The following is a 19,985-nucleotide window of genomic DNA, read 5'->3' as shown; positions in this document are numbered from 1 at the left end:
CCGCTTTTGCTCGCGCCCGCTATGATGGGTATGAAACGGAGGAGCGCGATGCGAAAACTGATATTCACGACTTTATTGTCATTTTGCCTGTCGACACTGGTGTCGGGCTGGGTCACCTATGTCAATCTGGGTGTAGCGCCCGGATTTTTGCAGCACTGGTTCAGGGCGTTTATTCATGCCTGGCCCGTTGCTTTAGTCACGGCTTATCTGCTCAGCGGGCCAATCCACTCCCTTACTCACTTTATTCTGGAGCGAAACCATGTCAAATGACACAAAACACACCTCGAACGACGAGGCAATCAATTTGGTTGCCTATATTAATCCAAAAGCCCATTACTACCAAAGCTGTAAGTCTGCGATAGAAGAGATCATGGAGATAACACGACAAGAGCCCGGGTGCCAGCGCTTTGAGTTGTATGAAAACACAACGCACACTCAGCTGATTTTGATAGAACGGTTTACCCGGCAAAGCGCATTTGATTTCCATCATCATCAGCCCTATACCCAGGCTGTATATCGGCTATATCAGGACGCACTAACGTGCCCTCCGGACCTGCACTTTTTGACAGTATCTTCTATATAACGAGCACTAAAATGCCCGCAAATCGCGGGCATCATAGTTAATTTACACCAATTGGCTTAATTAAGTGTGCTATTTTGAGGCGAGAAAATAGGGTCGATAACAAGGCAAAAATTTGTGAACCTATGTCTAAGGTATAAGGTTCTAAATAAGAAATTTTTAACGCTGTTAGCATCCTATTTGCTCCTTCAAATAGACCAGGTATTAAGTGAAATTGGTATTATAGCGTTTACAACTTAGTGCATTCGACAAGCTGCATAGGCCGGATGTGTCCAGCAAATATCAACACTTGCCTGATTGCCAGCGCCTGCGATAACTTGTGTCTGCTCTGTATTTAACCCTTTGCTCTGTAAGGTTTTCACTGCTTTTTTATTTAATTTCAGTTTCATATTCTGTCCTTAATCTTAATGTTGGTGCCTCAGAGGGCGATCCAGATTTAACACAGGCTTGAGAAAAATGGTACAAAAAAAGAACAACCAAAGCCTGTTACGGATGGATTTTAATTTGGCCTGAGCACCTCAATGACCTGCGCATCAACCCAGTATACATCGCCTTCTTTGTCTCCTACATCACGGTTGAAAAAGAGATATTTACCGTCCGGGGTCACGCTGGCTGATGCTTCCCGCCCTGACGTATTCACTTTGTCCCCCAGGTTAATCGCCTCACCCCAGCTACCGTCTTTTTGACGGAAACTGACATACAAATCACTCTCTCCATATCCGGATTCTCTCTGGCCATCCCAAATAATGTACGAGTCATCCGGGGCTATAAACGGGTGTGCATTGTATTTACCCGTATTCACTTCGGGACCCAGGGCCTTCGGCGGCTGACGCTTTCCGTTGACAACCTTAGAGACGCGGATCACATCACCGCTCTTATAATCATCCAGTATATACGTACCTTTGCTGGATGAGGTCAGACGCATGATCCCCCAGTCTTCCCTGTCAAACATCGGGCCCAATACCTGCAACGACCCCCAGCCACAGGCTGTGCGCGTCATATAGTATTTTCCCAAATGCATGGTTTTCCCGTCAGGCGCTAAAAATGGACGTCCCACCCGTGGACCCACCACCTGCTCATGCCACTGATTGTTACGTTGGATATAGGACATTAAAGTCCACTTACCCGTGTGATTATCTCTGCGAGTAAAATAAAACTCCGTCATATCGGGTGAAAAGAACGCGTTATAATCACGATGTTGTGTGGAGACGGCACCCGGGGCGAACACTTGTGGCGTCGTGCCTGGCTTTTTTTGGCCCAGGTAGGGGCCAGTTAGCACATCAGATACCTGCTCGGCCTGGCTGATGGTACTCGTCAGTGACGCTGAAAACAGCATCACCAGTAATCTGGTTAACTTCATAATAAAACTCCTTCGGCTAAGCCTGCCTCATGATCGGTTGCAAACACAGACCTAGCTTACCGACAGCCCCGGAGATAACTTGAAGTTTTACTGATGTTTCGCTGAAAAGTTAAAAAGCAATAAAATTAGATAGTTATTGATAAACACAGCTATATCACAGGCCAGCCACCCAACTATCAGGTGGCTGGTCCATCTATATCGAGTTCAGCAATGTCTACTGAAGCGATGGCGCTTTCTTACTCGCAGCACGCCGTGCACTTCTTCTACGCAACCAGCATACGCCACTAAGCAACCCAAACAGATGCACTAGCATTCCGCTGCTTCCATCCGGTTTTGACGTATCCGGGTCATCTGCTGAATCACCGCCTGATGAATCACCGCCTGATGAATCACCGCCTGATGAATCACCGCCTGATGAATCACCACCTGATGAATCATCGTCAGAGATTTCCACTTCAAACTGCAGTGTCAGTTGCTGGCTCAGCTGACCATCACTGACTTCAATGTTAATCGCATATTCTCCCGCACTCGCAAACTGCCCGGTCAATTTACCCCAATTCGTCAGCTCAAAGCCCTCGGGTAATTCAGGTGCAGTGAAAAAGTAGTTGTCGCCATTGTGGTCAACCACCAGCTCAATGAGCTCCATGGATATGGCGTCGCCAGGTTTAACACTGAGTGCATCTGGCTGTTGACGCCACTGCGGTGCCTGGTTAGCGACATCCAGTGCGATACGATATACGCCACGGCCATAAGTAAATGCATACAGATAGTTAACGTGCTCAATCCGCCTTAACACCATACGGTATACCGCCACATTGGGCAGACCATGAATGAAGGGCTGCCAGCTATCTCCCCCATCATCAGTGTGATATACACCATAATCGGTGCCCACAAATAAGGTGTCTGGATCTTCTCTTAACTCCACCAGGGTATGCGCCGGTAAATCCGGAAACGCTCCCTCGCCTTCACCATCGAGTGCGCGCCAGCTGCTGCCTTCGTCCTCGCTTTTCCAGATGTGCTTTTCGCCAAACGTTGACACAACCGCATACATGTCCGTGTTATCGTGCATGCTGTAGTGTAGTTCGCGTACATAGGCAGTATCGGAGAAGCTAATATCTTGTGGTGTGGTCGTGCTGTCGGAACTCAGCGCGTTGTTCAGACGTTTCAGCGCGCCATCCGTCTGAGCATAGACTACAGTATTACTGTCGCCTGGTTTCACCACTAACGCTGTGATCCCCCGACGATATTCTTCGGTAAAGCGCTCTGAAGCACGCTCGAATCTCCCGTCTGATAACTCATCCAGCCGCCACAAACTTTGCCCACCCAGCCAAACACGATCGGAGTAATTTGGGTCCACGACATAGGGCGCGATAAAGAGACCACTTTCATACTCAGCCTTTTCCAAAAAGCGATTTTCACCATTTTCACGCAGGATCACGTTTCCATTCTGACTTGATACCAGCATCCGCTCGTCATCAATAAAGAAGGCATAGCCACCATCTCCCTGAGCAACATGTTGCCACCCAGCATCTGGTGAGAAAACCCTGCTGCCGTTGTCCTGGGCACCGCCAACAATCTGGCGACCATCTTCTGACACATCACCGTGGTAAAACTGGGTCACATTGTAGCCTGAATTCAACGAGCGCCAGTCAATCTCTGGAGACTCCTCACTACAGGCACTCATGCCCGTCGCAAAAGGGTTACTGGTCAATGCGATACCACCATCATTAACATTATATAAGCGCGTTTCATTTACGCCGTCATACTCTGGGTGGAAATATAAGCCATGGTGATCGACATGCGGTGCGTCAGCGTCACGGTAATAGAAAGACATCTGTTGCCAGTTTTGGCCGCCGTCTTCGGAACGCATAACTTCAACAGCCCCCACCCAGATCACGCCAGCATCGGTTGGATCAATGGTAAGTGCGTTATCAAACCAGCCCTGACCATAAATGAAGCTTTGTTCCGGATCGGGGCAATACAAACTGTTGGGGTTTGAAAGCACATAGCGTCCAAATATATCCGGGTGTTGTGGTCCGGTCACCAGTGCCCAGTTTTCCCCACCATCCACTGATTTGTAGAGACCCTGTAACGCATGGGGTATATCTCCTTGGGCATTAAAGGCAGCCAGCGCATACACAATGGTAGGATCTGACGGTGCAAAAGCCAGCGTCGTGCGGCCCTGATTAGGCTCGGCAATGACAGGCTGCCAGCTTTGCCCGGAATCCTGACTCAGGTAAACCGCGCCCCCCTCACCAAAGTTGCCACAGCTGGCCAGGATCCGATCCTGCTCATCACTTAACGGACTCACAGCCAGTTCCAGACACCCACCCAGTACATCACTCTGATCGAGTGCCAACTGCCAGCGTTTGCCTTTGTCATCAGACAACCAGATCCCCGTATTTGTGACCGCATAGAGACGACCTTGCGCACCAAAGCGTAGCTTGTTCACATATTGAAAATTGACATTGTTATTGGTGCTCTCGAGCTGATACCAGGTCTCACCACCATCTTCAGACGTCATAATGCCATCACCGGCAAACCCGATGCTGTTAGTAAAACCGCGCCCAACATAAACACCTTCACCACTGCCTGCAAACAAGCGTTCACTGTCATCAGGGTCAAAGATCAGGGTACCTATCGCCATGCTGGGCAACTCACTGGCAACGGGTTGCCAGCTTTCACCTGCGTTCACCGACTTCCATATTCCCCCGGAAATACCTGCGGTAAATAATATGTCGGGATTTTGCGGATGGAATATCAAGGTCCGAGTACGCCCACCCACACGTTCAGGGCCCAGGCTCTCCCACTGATGTTCGGATGACTCACGCGCACGATACGCCTGAACCTGTCTGAACGCTTCATCATACTTAGCATGCATATCTAACTGACGCGCCGGATTAACCCGAATGAGGCCCTGCATCGACTTATCCGGCTCACGAATGTTTTTTTCGTGCACTTTGATTTTTGGGGTTATATCGTTGATAGATGGCTTATTACTGGCATAAAGCACGGCAACAGCAATCGCCGACAAGGCAATACCGCCGAACAAACCTACTTTTGTTTTATCACTCATATCCACTCCTTTTTATTTATTGTTTTCCTGTTATAACTACCTGACAAACAGGTCACTTGTCACCTTATCAGATACTTAACATTTCTGTATATAGATTAAACAATGGGTTACAGCCTCTGCGCCAAGATTCAGACACCACGGCTTTTTGATCCAAAACAATTCCACACAAAAAATGTAAAATAAAAGTTTAAAAAGATTCACAAAAAGTAAACAATACAATTCTGTGGGGTGTTCTGCCTCGCAGTGAAACACACTTTGTAAAAGGACAATTTTATGAACAATCTACGAAATGCAGTATTAGGGTTAGTTGCCGTCATGTCAGGCTCAGCACTGGCGGGTGATATTGAAAATGGCATTATGAAAAATGCAGATAATTACTACGGCGTCGCGCACCAGGTTGCCGATATTGCTAAACAGGCACCTGAGTATAAAACAGCACCTCAGCAATATCCGCGCTTTGATGTTCAACCTATGGCACCCGCTACAGGTATCACCTACTTTGAATTTGGCCTGGTTCGCTCACAGTTTGGTGGCGATCAGACGATTCTTGCCGGAGACTTTTCTACAGGCACCAATCATGGTGGCAGCTACTTATATGTATATGCCTGGCAAGTCGGCTACGGCAATCCAAACAACGCAACTATGAATGGCGTGTCAAAGTCTGCGGCACTCAGAGAAGCACGATGCGGCTCAGACCTACACCGTTGCCAGGCTGGTGAAACAGTCACAGGCTGGTTATACGGTTGGGACTTCACTGGCCAGTCTGCAGGTCAGGTAAAAGCTTCTGCCAACTCGGTTGCCTCTCCGTTTGGTTACTGGAGTGACTCTTTGTATATCAACTAATACAAAGTCGTACGGGTGCATTGTGCAGTTATGCACCCTTATGATTAGGCGACAGAGCCATTTCTGGTTTGACCCAGCCTTTGAATTATCTCAATGGACTTCAGATATAACTCGCTTGATTCTTTGCTATGTCCGCCCATAGCAGATGACAGCTGATAGGTATGTTTCATATCATTCAGCAGATCGTGTTTCTTGAACGGATCTTCATTCATCGAGGTCGGTGCGCCTATCACCATCATTTCACCCGTACCGATAAATCCACCATCAAATAATTCTCTGGACAAGCTGCGCATTTCACCTGCCGACATATTGTGCACGTCATACTTGGCTGCAAGTTCTTGCCACTTATTTTCCGCTTGCCGGGCTTTGTCACTGAGTGTGACCGTGTCGCTTGTTGCGCCGGCTTTGTGTGGATTGCCAGATGACTCCTCGGCAGTGTAAGTATTACGTGTTGCGTAGACCTGGCTGGCTGCGCTGGCGCCAGCGCTTGCGTTGATTGCATTCATAGATGATATCCTTCCTTTGGGGGAGATTAGGGCGGGTCATCTCTCTACGGCAAACTAAGCAGGCCCGCTATTTACATTCTGTTAATGCAATTAGAGTGCCAGGAATATCATACATTCTACCTATCAGCGTACCTCCTGATACACACCTTTTTCACGGCTCGGCGCGGTGTTTATACTGAAAGACAGACTCCAGCGGCTGATCGAAAACCTCGGCAATTTTAAATGCCACTTCCAGTGATGGTGAATACTTGGCAGCCTCAATCGCCATGATGGTTTGGCGGGTTACCCCAACGCGCTCAGCGAGTTCTTTCTGGGTCATTTCTCCGGCCATAAATCGCAACATTCTGATCTGATTAGTGATTGTACACTCAGCCATGAAGGGTTCCCATCCGATTTTGGATCAGTTGGGTGGCATAGTTAACCAATTCCGCCAGTAGAAATGCGCCCACCATAATGTGCAAAGTCAGGAACGGCAATTCCGCACGCTGCGCAGCGCCCAGGCCATTTTGCTCCAACGCATACTGGCCAATCGCAAAACACACCCCAGCCTGAAGTATCCAAAGCGCATACTTGTTGCCCACCAGCGACAGGTGTTTTTCGCGCTCATCCAGCGGTTTTTCGACATCCCCGTCGCTGACCAGCTCCAGCAACAACTGACTAATAATTGACAGGACGACAGAGACCCCCACCACCTTGATCAGCAACTGAGATATCCAGGTACCGCTGGCCAGCTGCTCAGCGCTGGCCGCCATCAGGCTGGTGGTATAGAAATACACCACAGCACCGGTCACCAGCAGATCTAACGTCAGTGTCAGGTCCCGAAAACTCAGAGAATCGAGTAATGCTTTCAGCACTTTCAGCTTTTCATTACTTGTCATGAATACCATCCTTAACTCAAAGTAAAAAATCTTTAACTCATATTGGTTGATATAGCACCAGATGTCAAATATCTTTTACCTGTAGTTAGAAATACATGACTACACCAAGTATCGGAGCGAATTTAGTACGCACGTCCAGCTGTAGCAACCCTTATAACCTTATTGAGTGGGCCTGAGCGTTTCGATGATGTTTGCATCGACCCAGAATAAGTCAGACTGCGCTTTACCCTGTTTCCCGTCAGCCTTAACCATTCTATTGAAAAACAGGTACTTGCCATCCGGTGTCACTTGCGGCCCGCCCTCCTCGGCGGCCGTGTTAACTCGCTCTCCCAGATTAATCGCCGCGCCCCATGACCCATCAGGCTGGCGAAAACTGATATACAAATCAGCACTGCCAAACCCCGCTTCCCGATGACCATCCCACATCACATAAGATTCATCTGGGGCGATAAAGGGATGCGCATTCCATTTACCGGTATTGATTGCTTTGCTGAGGGCCTTTGGCTTCTGCCACTCACCATTTTCCCATTTAGAGTACCTCAGTACACCCTTACCATCCCGGGTAAACTCGTCAAACACAATTGTGCCCTTGAGCGACATTTTCAGGCCCATCATTGGAATATCATCAAAGGCCGGGCCCAGCTTTTTCATCTCTGACCACCCGTCCGGGGTACGTGTTTTATATTGCTTGCCATAAAACACCCTTTGCCCATCCGGCGCATAATAAGGCGCTCTTCCCGTTTGCGTATTAATGACCTGCTGCCATCCACCAGCCACCCGGTTAAAGGTTACTGATGCCGTTTCACGCTGCCCATTGTTCATCCGCCAACGAAAAACATAGAGCACTTCTTTGTCAGGCGCGAAATGCACTGCATCGCCCCAGTCGGGTGTAGACACGAGTCCCGGAGCAAACACTTTTGGAGTTAATCCAGGTGGCTCCTGGCCCAGGTAAGGGCCGTTTAAATCAGAAAAGACGTGTTGTGCATAGCTGTTACTGCACAACAACAAACTCATGGCAGGCAAAATTAACGTAACTCGTTGCGGCTTCATTTTGTGTTCTCCCGGTAAATAGATAAATATCACCTATTACACTACCAATGGCAGAACCAAAAACTGGCACTGACGATGACTTCTCGCTGACTTTGTCCTTCACAAAATTAAAATAAAATTTATCAGTAACTTATAAAATTTCAGTATGATATTTCTTATGATGAGAGTTATGGTATTCAATTGCTTGTAGCACACAGGAGCAGGCTGAGAGTGGACAATTGAGGACACACTCGCACCGTGATGTCAGCGGTTTTTTATTCTACGCTTTATGTACAGTAGCCAGGGTAACTCTGTTATGAATGCGTCTATTTTCGTGCAAATTGCGGCCTATCGGGATCCTGAATTACTGGCCACCATCAGGAGCGCTGTCGATAATGCCAGTAACCCGCAGCGACTTGTTTTCGGTGTATGCTGGCAGTATATCCCGGGGCTGGATGAATACTTATTATTCCCCTCTGAACTTGACGCCAACATCAGGCTGGTTGCGGTGCCTGTTGAGCAAGCACAAGGCGTATGCTGGGCGCGCCATGTGGCGCAAAATTTATATCGTGACGAAGATTATGTGCTCTCCGTAGACAGCCACACTCGATTTGTCGCCAACTGGGACAGACTCATGATCGAGGAGTTAACACGCTGCCCGAGTGACAATCCCGTACTCACCACCTATCCGGCCCCTTTTCGGGCGCAAACATCGCTCACGTCCATGCCCATTGCCCGATTAAAAGTGGGACCTGTCATGGATGGCAGTGTCCGTTTCGAACCATTTTTTGATGCTGACACAATCCAGACCACAGCACCCATTGCCAGTCACTTATGTGCCTGTGGTTTCTATTTCGCACGAGGTCAACTCAATCACGACTTGCCGATCGACCCCATCATGTACTTTAACCAGGAAGAGTTTACCCACTCTCTGAAACTCTGGACCTTAGGATATGATTGCTTTATCCCGTCTCAGCACCTTGTATTACACCAATACGGTAATGAAAAACCCGTATTTGAGCAGAATGTACACTGGAACGACGACGCAAAATGGGTGGCACTGAATACCCGCGCACAGATCCGCCTGCGCGCACTGATTGAACACACGTTTGACCCAGCCCATGACAGTTTTCCTGTTGAACACTTCCCGCTGGGAAAGGCCCGGACAACCTCACAATACTTGTCATTGCTGGCTCTCGAATATCGGAATGGCGAGCTTTATTCCCTGGCCACAGATACTAAGGCGACGCGCTAGAGGTGCACTATGTCATTACCTAAGATTTCCTGCTTTTGCTGCACCTTTGGTCGCCCGCATTTGTTAGAAGAAGCCATTGAATCTTTCCTGCGCCAGGATTATGCAGGTGAGAAAGAGCTGATTGTTCTCAATGACTTCAGCGGGCATCGTTTACTGTTTGAACACCCGCAAGTGACCGTCATCAACTTAACAACCCGAGTTGTCCCCCTGGGTAAAAAGTTCAATCTGGCGGCAAGTTACTGCACGGGTGACATCTTAATGCCCTGGGAGGACGATGACATTTATCTGCCGTGGCGGCTCAGCGTAAGTGCCACTCAAATCCGTGATGGCGTTTTTCATACCCGTCAGGCCTGGCTGGAAAACAGCAACCATGAACTTGAATATTCTGAAAACTTATATCAGTGTAATCTGGCAATTGAACGCACTGTATGGCAGCAGATCGGCGGCTATTTAGAGCATGATGTCAGTGCAATTGATTTGGCACTGTTTCGCGCGCTGGGAGGTAATGAGCACACGCAAACCTTACCGCAAGAGGATATTTTTTATGTGTATCGCTGGCAGTCATCAGGCGCTTTTCATGCTTCAGAGGTTGGCGGAAATTGCGCCAGTATCAGTGTTCATGCCGGCTATATTGTGAATCAATTAGCTATCTCGGGAAAACTGCCACTGGGAGACGTCCAGCTTAAGCCACGCTGGCAAAGAGATTATGTTGCACTCAGTCGGTGTGCCAGTATTCCAACCCGCTCACCATCGCCGCAGAATGTACCCAGGATGCAGCCAAACATACGCCCTGTCACCCGGGGTTTTCAGATTGATGAACAGGTGTTTATTAACAGCCCACTTCACGACACCTGGTTTTTACTCGACCCCTTAGCAAGCACCATCTGGCAAGGGCTGCAAGGGAGTCAACCAGTATCAGACATCGCACTCACGTTGCATCGTCAGTATGGGACTGATGTGGCCCATGCCAAAACCGATATACAAACTATTGCTGCCAACTTCAGCCAGGAAGGCTTACTGCGAGACTGGTGTGAGCCGCTTTGGCTTGAAGCAGCAGGACAAGTCATTGTCGTGGTCATTGAACACAATAAGCTGCGCAATGACTTTAAGCGTATCTTTACCCAACTCCAGTGTGACTGGCCCGTTAACTGGGATCACCTTATAGAGCTCCGCGAGGAGCGAGAGTTTTATAGTGTGTATCTGGATGATCAACAAGATGCCGAATTGCTCTTTGCAGATCAGGCCCTGTACCGTGTAATTGAATTGCTGCAAACGCTCAAAGCCTCAACCACGCACCATACCACTTATCTTCATGGTCTGTTACTTAGGGTAAACAATCAGGTGATTGCTATCTGCCACTCGGATCTCAGCCACAACGCTGTCAGCCTTAAGACACTGTATGCACAGCAAGTCGAGATCCTAAGCTATGGGCGCTTCCAGCTAACCAGTAATGGCAATGTACAGGCCGTTCGCACCCCATGTATACTCACCGCACAACAGCGTAACACACTGGACACTCAGCCCGTTACCAGCGCCTATTTTAATGGCCAGTTACATCATATCTATGAACCCCTGCCCTGTGACGAGCAGACGCGCTATCAGGTTGATCAATGTATTATTGCCACTGAACAGCTGCATTCAGGTCAGTGCGCTGCCTCACAGGCGTTATCAATACTTTTGAACGAAGGATTGATCCGAACGACTTGTTTGAGTCAAATTCAGACAACGCAGCTGCTCAGCTGGTTAACCTCAGCCCATCCGCTTGCCATTACACCCGATGATCTGACACTCAGCATGCTGCCACTGTGCCTGGATACAGCGCAAACCAACACCTCTGCGCTTTCTCCTTTGCAAATCCCCCAGTTTAAGCGCTTTCATAAACAACACACTCAGCTTACATTGCCCGGCGCTTTACCAACAAACCAACAAAGAGAAAACAACAGACAGCGATATGCCCAGGTCAACATCACCCCCTCTATTGACTTGATTGAGTGGGTGAGCCAGAAGCTCCAGGCTGGACAAAGCAAGGCACAGGTATACAGAGATCTGATTGAATCTGGCTACTCTATGGAAATGGCCGAAAAAGCCATGTACGGATTCAAACCCAAGATAAAGACAGAACAAATAGAGAATGCTTCATTACGCGAATCTACACAGACCAAGCCTAGCCTCTATTTTGCCTTTGCCAACATCGCCATCACACAAAACCCAAAAAGCATCCGCATTGCAGATGTACGCGCACAAATTTACCGTTTTGAGGAAGCCTTTTCTAAGCAGGAATGCCTGTCTTTGATAACCCGCCTGGAAGGCCACTTTCAGCCATCAACCGTCGTTGACCAACAGGGCGACAGCAATCAGGGTTATCGCACTTCCTGCACCGCATGCTTAGAACAGATCAGTCACCAGGAAAATACCAGGGTTAAAAATAAAATCAGTGCCCTGATGGGCATTGATGCCGCGTATCTGGAGTCTCTACAGATCCAGCGCTATGGCGCTGGACAAGAGTACAAAGTGCACTGCGATTTCTTTCATGAGTCGTCCCCCAGCTACCAAAAATGCATCGACAGTGTCGGCCAGCGTACCTGGACATGCGTTGTCTATTTAAACGATGATTTTAGCGGTGGAAACACGCACTTTACTCAGCTGGATATCACGGTCGCGCCCCGTACCGGCATGGCCTTGTGCTGGAACAACTTGTCACCGCTGGGTAAGCCCAATGAATACACCTACCACTGCGGCCAGCCGGTTGAATCGGGATTCAAATACATCATTAGCGCCTGGTTTAGGGAAAAACCATTTAATAAATAGCAACAATACGAAAGCACCATTACAGCGAATGATGCTTTGCTAAGTTATACCGGTGGAGGTGGTGCCCCGCCAAAGGTTGTGGGTGGCGGAGGTGGCGGTATGCCAAAGGTGGTTGGCGGTGGCGGCGGCATGGCTGTAGGTGCAGGTGGTGGAGGGGGCGTCACCACAGGCTGGTCAGTTACATTAGGGTCTGTATCATCCAGGTCGGTATCGTTATCAACATACCCATCTACGTAGTCTACGCAGCTTTGAATACTGACATCCGCATTGCCATAACCATCATAATCACTATCCTGATAGAGTGTGTAGGGTAAAAAATCCCCATGGTTCTGAATATGCTTATTTACCGCTTTCATTGATACCGTTATCACGTGTACATCATAGCGACTGTGGTGACACACATCGATTTTTTCGCCTTTGGCGGCGACTTGCATCGATGTTGCCATCAGCACGGCCACTGCAACACGTGTTAGGTTTGAGTTCATGAGTACCTCCCAGGTAATTGGGTACTCATAGAGTATGGCCAATAATCCCCCAAGTTCAATGCAAAAAGCTGAACAATATTTTTCATGGTCTATTTACTGAGTCGCTTCCCGATTGCAGTTTGATCTGTACACCCGTAATGAGCAGCTATAGTTAGACATATCACTTATCCACCGAGCGATATTTATGGCTGAAACACGTGTCTTAATTACAGGAGGTGCCGGATTTATAGCCCATCACCTGGTGCTGGAGATCCTGCGGCGAACTGACTGGCACATTACCACACTGGACAGACTCGACTACAGCGGTAACCTCAACCGTCTGCAGGATGCACTGAACGAGCTTCCCCCGGCCGTAACACGCAGGGTAAAAATTGTGTTTCACGACTTAAAAGCAGCATTAAACCCGCAAATCATTCAGGAAATTGGCCGGGTAGATTATGTCTTTCATCTGGCTGCTGGCTCTCATGTAGACAGGAGCATTGCCTATCCAATGAGCTTTGTACTGGATAACGTCGTGGGCACCTGCAACATTTTGGACTTTGCCCGCAGCCAGGATAGCCTCAAACGGTTTTTTTACTTCAGCACAGACGAAGTGTTTGGACCGGCACCGGCCGATGTGCGCTACAAAGAGAATGATCGCTATAACAGTACTAACCCTTACTCTGCAACCAAAGCAGGCGGCGAGGAACTCGCGGTTGCCTACCACAACACGTATAAAGTACCTGTCGTGATCACCCATACCATGAATGTTTTTGGCCAGCGGCAACATCCGGAGAAGTTTATTCCGCAAAGCATCAAAAAAATACAGCAAGGAGAAACCGTCACAATCCACAGTGACAAAACCTGTACCATCCCAGGTTCTCGCTTTTATATTCATGCGCAGGATGTTGCCGATGCCCTGCTCTTTCTGGTTGATTCCAACTGGTCAGAAAATGCCGACCATGAACAACCCCTTTGCCCCAAATTTAATATCGTTGGCGCAAGGGAGCTAAATAACCTGGAGCTGGCCCAAATCATTGCACAAGTGCAAAACAAACCGCTGCGTTACGAACTCGTCGACTTTCACTCGTCACGGCCGGGACACGATCTAAGATACGCCTTATGCGGTGAAAAAATGAAGCAATTAGGCTGGACACCAAAAGTAGACTTACTCAGCCGCTTAGAACAAGTAGTACATTGGACATTACGAAACCCCAGATGGTGTTAGCTTCTGAAAAATGAGGCAGGGTAACACTGGTAATTCAACGCCGATGTTATATTCTGCTGTTGTGCACTTATTCACAACCTGAACAAATAACCGAGTTAGGGTAATGGATGAGCCAAACACACAATAAGAACAAATATAAGAAAATCCGCATTGACCAAACGTCGGTGGGTGAGTAGTAAAAGCGCCAGGCGCATTAGGGATGTTATGACACAGCAATACTGGATAGGTGAGTTTTTTGTAGACTTATCACGTAACCAAATCACCGTCGAAGAAGAGATAAAAACCTTAGCGCCCAAGGCACTGTCTGTACTCACAGTGCTGGCACAACATCAGGGGCAAGTGCTTAGTCAGGACATGCTGCTGGATCAAGTGTGGCAAGATACTGTGGTCTCGCCGAACACCCTTCAGCGTTGCATTGCGCAGTTAAGAAAAGCATTAGGTGATGATGGCAAAGAGCAGCATATCATCAAGACTCATGCTAAGAAGGGCTACAGCCTGGAATGCGAAGTACGCTGGCAAGCACAGCCACAAAACACAGCACCTGAACAACACACAGAGAACACTCAGCCCGAACCAAGCCACACACCTGCGCCCGCTCAGGTACGCTCCCGTTCTCAATTTGGTTTTGCCCTGTTTGCAGCGGCGTTTTTTATTGTTGGCCTCGCAGCCTCTGTCTTATTCGAACCAAGCTCAAGCGCACAGCTCACGATCAGCGAATTCCGGCCACTGACTGCCACAGATAACCGCGAAGTTGCCGGCATATACTCCCCAGACGGTGAATATATTGTGTTTCATCGTTACTCCACAGAAGTGTGTCGTAATAATATCTGGGCAAAACGCATCGATACCCAGCAGGAGTTTCGTCTCACGGACAACCTGGATATCAACGGACAACATCAGTTTTCGCCCGATGGCAAAACGCTGGCCTTCGTACAAACCTCTAACTGTATTCAGCCCGTAACACAAAAGCTCTGCTATCATCTGATGACGCTGGATTTCGATAAAGCACTGCAAACACCACAAACGCCGTCTCGCGTGCTGGAGTGCAAAAACTCGCAGATCAGAGAGCCGCAATGGCTGGACAGCGACCACATTGCGCTGCTGCAAAAAACCCATGAGCGCTGGAAATTAATCCGCTACTCTCTGAAAGATAACACCAGCACCCCTCTTTATGAGGTCAGCGATGGCGATATAATCAGTTATGATTACTCGCGTAAAGACGGTCTGCTGGCGGTCGTGCGCCTCGGCGAACAGTCACATCATTATCTTGATATGCTCAAACCCAATGGCGAGCAGGTATCCAGCCACCGCATTCACTACCCCAATACCATTGCCCGCTTTAAGTCTATCTACCCCAACTTTTCACCCTATGAGAATCAACTCGCCTTCAGCACTGGCCGTCAGTTATACACCCTGACCTATCAGGGGCAGGTTAACCCGGTGACCCTGCCGGTGGATGAGCCTATGGGTTCACCGGTGTTTCATCCCAGTGGCAGCCGTATGTTGGTGATCAAAGGACAATACGACAGCGATATTTATGCCATGCCTTTACACCAGGCAACACAGGCACAAGCACATCAGATTTTAGAACGCTCGAACCGGGAAGAGAGCAACGCGCTGTTTCAGCCAGGGGGTGAGCTGCTCGCCTTTAATTCTGCACGCTCCGGACAAATGCAGATCTGGCTCAGTGACGGACAAGTCCCCCGCCAGCTCAGCAATTTCCCCATGGACACCTCTTTATATGAAACCCATTGGTCCGCCGATGGGACACAGCTGCTAGCCAATACCGACAAAACGCTGGTGCGTTTCAATCTGGATGGCAGCCAACATACTGTGCCACTGGACTACCCGGTAGTGCAGCTGTTCCATTGGGACAGTCACAATCAGACAGCCTTATCTCTGATCCGGGTCAATGGCATACTCACTTTTGCAGAACTGAACCTGAGCACGGCTGAGGTGCGTATTCTCAAAGATCGCGACGTAACCTGGGCACTCAAAACCGCCGACGGGAGCCTGGTTTATACCGATCACATGGATCGTTTCTGGCGATCCGGCCCGGTTGAAGATCAGCTGATTGAGCCGTTATTGACGCAAGGCAGCGAGCGGCTGTTTACCGCGTTTGGCAATACCTTGTATGGGATCAACGAGGATGCCCAATTGTGGTCTTACGATCTGCACAGCGGTGATTTTGAGATCATCACCACTGTGGCAAACGATATTATCCGCATTTCAGCCGTTAACAATGAACAAATCCTCCTCATCAAACAACTCACATCGCGTAAAGAAGTGGTTGAGTTACTACTGGCGGATTAATTGTATTGCTCAAGGCCACTATCTGCCCTTGAGCATTACAAAGCAGATGTTAAGGTTCAGCAAGCTGTTGCTTTTCCTGCTCGCTAAGCGTGCGCTGATAATTACTGTGGCTCAGACCCAGCCACTGCGGCAACGTTGCACTGACAAAAACGGAAGACCAGGTCCCTACAGTAACCCCAATGAATAAAGCACTCGCAAACCCCTGTAAACTGGCACCACCGAGCCACCAAAGTGCGGCTATGGTGGTCAGTGTCGTCAGCGAGGTAATGGCGGTTCTGCCCAGGGTGCTACCCAACGCCGCATTAATGGTATTGCTCACAGTGCTATCCGGACGGGCACGAACCAGCTCTCTGACCTTGTCACCAATGACAATCGAATCATTCAATGAGTAGCCAATGATGGCCAGCAAGGCGGCCAGTACCGTCAGGTCAAATTCCATTCCGGTCGCAGCGAAAAAGCCCAGTGTGATAAGCACGTCATGTAGCAGGGCCAGACTTGCCGATACAGCCAGTCGCCATTCAAATCGTACTATCAGATACAGGCCCACTGCCAACAGGCTCACGAGCAACGCCAGCCCGCCCTGATCGATGAGCTCAGCGCCTATCTGCGCACCCACATAGCGGCTGTCGAGGATCTCCACCCCCAGATCGTCGGGCAACTGAGTGTGCCAGTCGAGCGGTGTCGAGCTGTTATTGTGCGGTGGCTGAAATAATTGCCAATGCAGCGCCCCTTGCTCAGATAATCGAAACTCCCCGTAAACATAGGGCGTCAGCTGGTCGTGTAACTCACTGCTGGAGATATCCTGAGCGAGCTGGAACTCACTGACATAGCCACCCGTAAAGTCCTGTCCAAGCACCAATCCATGCTGATTGATGAGCACCGCGCTGAGTATGGCCGCTATCAGACTGAGTAGTAATCCCGAGGTACGAATTGTTTGCCAGAGTTTATGCATATCAGGCTCCTTTTGCCGATTTGGTGCGATAGAACCACTGCGACAACTGGCCGGAGACCACCACGCCGCAAAACATACTGGTGATGATCCCCAGCGCCAGAGTGATGGCAAACCCCTTAACCGGGCCATAGCCAATGGACATCAACACCAGCGCGGTGATCATGGTCGTCAAATTGGCATCTATGATGCTGCTTTGCGCCTGCTGATAACCACGTTGTAGCGCCGCGCGCATGCTGCTTCCCTGTCGCCTTTCTTCTTTGATCCGCTCAAAGATAATCACATTGGTATCGACCGCCATACCTATCGTCAGGACCAGGCCGGCAATGCCGGGTAAGGTCAGCACAACGCCCGGTAGTAACGACATCAGGCCCACTAAACACACCAGATTCGCCACCAGCGCCATACAGGCAATGACACCCAGCTTGCGATACCACAACAACATGAATCCCAATGTCAGCGACAGGCCCAGTGCCAGTGCACCAAAACCACTCGCGATGTTTTGCGCACCCAGGTTAGGCCCTATGGTGCGTTCGGTTACTATGGTTAGGGGCGCATCTAAAGAACCTGCCCGCAATAACAGCGCCAGATCCTGTGCCTTTTGCCACGACCCCAGATTCGTTATGCTGAAGCGTTGTCCCAACACCTGTTGAATGGTGGCGACTGAAATCACCTGGCTGCTTTGCCGGATGTCACCCCGGCTATCGGCGATATACTCACTGTACATAGTCGCCATAGGCTCACCCACATTGGCACGGGAAAAGCGCAGCATTTTATCGCCGCCCCGGGATGATAAAAATAACTGCACCAGAGGTTTGCCATACTCGTCCCGGCCAGCCTGCGCCGAGTCAATATCAGCCCCGGTAAAAATAGCCAGCGGGTCTAACCCCACGATGCCATGCTCAGCTTTGACGCGCTTGCCACCGAACTCCTGTAACGCATGGAAAGACAATTGTGCTGTCGCACCGATGATCCGTTTTGCTGCCGCCGGATCCTGAACCCCGGGTAGTTCAATACGAATGTAATTGGCCCCCTGACGCTGGGTCACAGCTTCTGTAATGCCCAACTCTTCGATCCGCGATCTGAGTGTGGTCAGCGCCTGGGTCATGGTTTGTTTTTCAAAAGCTGCTTTGCCAGCCTCATCGTAGCTGAGTGTTGCCCGCAATAAATTACCGTGTTTATGCGTCTGGACGCTCAGGTGCTGAAACTGGGCCAGCAATGTCGTCTGTAACTGCTGCAATGCCGCCGCTCCCTGGGGGAGCGCCACCAACTCAAGACCTGCAACCGAACTGCGTTCAATACGCACGCCTTTTAATTTATCGCGGATGCGCTGAGACTTTGCCTCCAGCGCGATATTTTCCATGCGCTTTTCCAGTGCTTTGTCGGTATCGACTTTCAACACGAACAGCACCCCACCATTTAAATCCAGGCCCAGCTTAATGGGTGATAACCCCAGCCGTTGCAACCAATATGGCGCAGTGGCTTGTTCAACCACTTTTACAGTCGCCTGATCCCGCAACGCCTCGGCCAACACCGCTTGTGCTGAGGCTGAGGCAGTCTGTGACGTTAACGTCACCAACGTTGGCTCGCCCGAACCTATCTGTGCAACGCTAAAGCCGTGGCTTTGTAGCAGGTGCACGAGCGTGTCAGGACTGGGCAAGGTCTGCGCTTGTGGCAGCGCACTGATACTGAGTTGGGTTTTGTTTTGATATAAATTGGGCATGGCACACAAACCCAGTACAAGGATCACCGCAACCACCAACAGCCGTTTGAGCCGCGCCGGCCAGACCGTACGCGCAGCGTTCGTTTTTCTATTCATAATTTGACTCACTTATCGATGAGCTGCATCGCTGAGCAGCTCACACTTTGCTATTTACCTGATAAAACATGTCGCAGCCCAACCAGGGTTCTGGTCGCTGCGTATCGTGAGATCAGGCGCTCAGCTGATAAGTCAGTCTTGCACGGTAAGTTAAATTAGCAGGCTGGCAGTCATTGATAAGGCCAGTGCGCATGCGCGAGGCACACTGATGCCAGGGTCGTGTCAAAGGTTGATGAATATATTGCTGGCTCACCCGGTACAAGTCAGGATCAGCAAAAACATAGAGCAGATCATAATCTGGCTGTTGGTCCGGATGCAGAAAGTAACTGGGATGCGTTAAACGGTTCTGTGACGGCAGTTGCGCGGGATAGCTTGCCGGTTGTGAATGCGACACCTCGCTACCTGGCGCAGACAAGTGCTTTATCAGTGCTGTGTCGGTGGCTTTATGCCAGAGGTCATTGGTGTCAGGTTCGGTATCAACACTCACAGCCTGTGATAACACTGCCATTGAGACATGCTGGGTTTGCCAATCTGCGGCCACAGCATCGCGACTACCCATATTCAGTAGCGTACATAGCAGCAAAAGCGGCACTAAACACCGCAATATTTTGGCAAATGTCTCATAACTCATGGGGTGAAGATATAGACGGCAAAACGGTTTTTCAATAGCCATCACAAAAATGACCGTGATACCGGGCGGAGCATAGCAGCGTAAAATTGACGAGAAATTATGTTGCGCTTAATCTTAGTCAAAACCACCATGTACCATTCGATAGCCCCCCTGTTCTATCGCACGCATTTAGTACAAAAATATGCCCTACCAACGGCCCTAATAAATCACAGCCTTTAGCGTAACGATCTCATAAATATTATCGAA

Annotated in this window: 18 protein-coding genes; 7 read left to right on the top strand and 11 right to left on the bottom strand. The window is 49.5% G+C overall.

Annotation, left to right across the window (positions count from 1 at the left end; all coding sequences use genetic code 11):
- Positions 1-48 precede the first annotated feature (48 nt).
- A complete protein-coding gene (locus tag QNM19_RS11235) occupies positions 49-270 on the top strand; it encodes a DUF2798 domain-containing protein (protein WP_049862839.1) in 222 nt (73 codons plus the stop codon).
- Positions 260-583: a putative quinol monooxygenase gene (locus tag QNM19_RS11230; RefSeq protein WP_049862840.1), complete on the top strand. Its 324-nt coding sequence runs from the start codon at positions 260-262 to the stop codon at positions 581-583. Before QNM19_RS11235 ends, QNM19_RS11230 begins: the two co-directional genes overlap by 11 nt.
- A 233-nt stretch (positions 584-816) precedes the next feature.
- Here the strand turns inward: QNM19_RS11230 and QNM19_RS11225 are convergent, their stop codons facing one another.
- The 3 genes from QNM19_RS11225 to QNM19_RS11215 form a co-directional block, all read right to left on the bottom strand.
- Complete coding sequence (locus QNM19_RS11225; protein WP_156202128.1) at positions 817-969, bottom strand: hypothetical protein; 153 nt, start codon at positions 967-969, stop codon at positions 817-819.
- 110 nt (positions 970-1,079) lie between these two features.
- Complete coding sequence (locus tag QNM19_RS11220; RefSeq protein ID WP_049862841.1) at positions 1,080-1,940, bottom strand: TolB-like translocation protein; 861 nt, start codon at positions 1,938-1,940, stop codon at positions 1,080-1,082.
- Positions 1,941-2,154: 214 nt separating this feature from the next.
- The gene (locus QNM19_RS11215; RefSeq protein WP_049862842.1) at positions 2,155-5,016 is read right to left on the bottom strand and encodes a WD40/YVTN/BNR-like repeat-containing protein; all 2,862 of its coding nucleotides are present in this window, start codon (positions 5,014-5,016) and stop codon (positions 2,155-2,157) included.
- A 273-nt stretch (positions 5,017-5,289) separates the two neighbouring features.
- On the opposite strand from QNM19_RS11215, the gene QNM19_RS11210 reads away from it, so the two are divergent.
- Positions 5,290-5,859 carry a DUF4879 domain-containing protein gene (locus QNM19_RS11210; RefSeq protein ID WP_284026703.1) on the top strand — a complete coding sequence of 190 codons (570 nt, stop codon included), beginning with the start codon at positions 5,290-5,292 and terminating at the stop codon, positions 5,857-5,859.
- 44 nt (positions 5,860-5,903) lie between these two features.
- On the opposite strand, the gene QNM19_RS11205 is transcribed toward QNM19_RS11210, so the two are convergent.
- The 4 genes from QNM19_RS11205 to QNM19_RS11190 form a co-directional block, all read right to left on the bottom strand.
- A complete protein-coding gene (locus QNM19_RS11205) occupies positions 5,904-6,365 on the bottom strand; it encodes a hypothetical protein (protein WP_049862843.1) in 462 nt (153 codons plus the stop codon).
- Between the two features lie 151 nt (positions 6,366-6,516).
- The gene (locus QNM19_RS11200) at positions 6,517-6,741 is read right to left on the bottom strand and encodes a helix-turn-helix transcriptional regulator (RefSeq protein ID WP_010383398.1); all 225 of its coding nucleotides are present in this window, start codon (positions 6,739-6,741) and stop codon (positions 6,517-6,519) included.
- Positions 6,734-7,243 (bottom strand): hypothetical protein, encoded by a 510-nt coding sequence (locus tag QNM19_RS11195; protein WP_049862844.1) that lies wholly within the window; start codon positions 7,241-7,243, stop codon positions 6,734-6,736. Before QNM19_RS11195 ends, QNM19_RS11200 begins: the two co-directional genes overlap by 8 nt.
- A 159-nt stretch (positions 7,244-7,402) precedes the next feature.
- On the bottom strand, positions 7,403-8,293 hold the full coding sequence (locus QNM19_RS11190) for a TolB-like translocation protein (RefSeq protein WP_049862845.1): 891 nt from the start codon (positions 8,291-8,293) through the stop codon (positions 7,403-7,405).
- A gap of 295 nt (positions 8,294-8,588) precedes the next feature.
- Here QNM19_RS11190 and QNM19_RS11185 point away from each other — a divergent pair, with 295 nt between their 5' ends.
- Together QNM19_RS11185 and QNM19_RS11180 are read left to right on the top strand one after the other, a co-directional pair.
- Positions 8,589-9,527 (top strand): GlcNAc-transferase family protein, encoded by a 939-nt coding sequence (locus QNM19_RS11185; RefSeq protein WP_049862846.1) that lies wholly within the window; start codon positions 8,589-8,591, stop codon positions 9,525-9,527.
- Positions 9,528-9,536: 9 nt separating this feature from the next.
- Positions 9,537-12,335, top strand: a complete 2,799-nt coding sequence (locus QNM19_RS11180; RefSeq protein WP_284026702.1) for a PqqD family peptide modification chaperone — start codon at positions 9,537-9,539, stop codon at positions 12,333-12,335.
- Between the two features lie 44 nt (positions 12,336-12,379).
- On the opposite strand, the gene QNM19_RS11175 is transcribed toward QNM19_RS11180, so the two are convergent.
- Positions 12,380-12,820, bottom strand: a complete 441-nt coding sequence (locus QNM19_RS11175; RefSeq protein WP_049862849.1) for a hypothetical protein — start codon at positions 12,818-12,820, stop codon at positions 12,380-12,382.
- Positions 12,821-13,004: 184 nt separating this feature from the next.
- Between QNM19_RS11175 and QNM19_RS11170 the strand changes: the two genes are divergently transcribed.
- Complete coding sequence (locus QNM19_RS11170; RefSeq protein WP_049862850.1) at positions 13,005-14,027, top strand: dTDP-glucose 4,6-dehydratase; 1,023 nt, start codon at positions 13,005-13,007, stop codon at positions 14,025-14,027.
- A 204-nt stretch (positions 14,028-14,231) separates the two neighbouring features.
- Complete coding sequence (locus QNM19_RS11165) at positions 14,232-16,340, top strand: winged helix-turn-helix domain-containing protein (RefSeq protein ID WP_049862851.1); 2,109 nt, start codon at positions 14,232-14,234, stop codon at positions 16,338-16,340.
- Between the two features lie 49 nt (positions 16,341-16,389).
- Here the strand turns inward: QNM19_RS11165 and secF are convergent, their stop codons facing one another.
- From secF to QNM19_RS11150, 3 genes are all read right to left on the bottom strand, one after another.
- Complete coding sequence (gene secF / locus QNM19_RS11160; protein WP_049862852.1) at positions 16,390-17,292, bottom strand: protein translocase subunit SecF; 903 nt, start codon at positions 17,290-17,292, stop codon at positions 16,390-16,392.
- A gap of 1 nt (position 17,293) precedes the next feature.
- The gene (gene secD / locus QNM19_RS11155; RefSeq protein WP_049862853.1) at positions 17,294-19,108 is read right to left on the bottom strand and encodes a protein translocase subunit SecD; all 1,815 of its coding nucleotides are present in this window, start codon (positions 19,106-19,108) and stop codon (positions 17,294-17,296) included.
- 112 nt (positions 19,109-19,220) lie between these two features.
- On the bottom strand, positions 19,221-19,781 hold the full coding sequence (locus QNM19_RS11150; protein ID WP_156202130.1) for a hypothetical protein: 561 nt from the start codon (positions 19,779-19,781) through the stop codon (positions 19,221-19,223).
- Positions 19,782-19,985 lie beyond the last annotated feature (204 nt).

Source organism: Pseudoalteromonas ardens (assembly GCF_030125445.1).
In the GTDB taxonomy this organism is placed as follows: Bacteria; Pseudomonadota; Gammaproteobacteria; order Enterobacterales; family Alteromonadaceae; genus Pseudoalteromonas; species Pseudoalteromonas ardens.
Note: the sequence above shows the minus strand (reverse complement) of the source record. Positions and strands in the feature narration are given on the sequence as shown.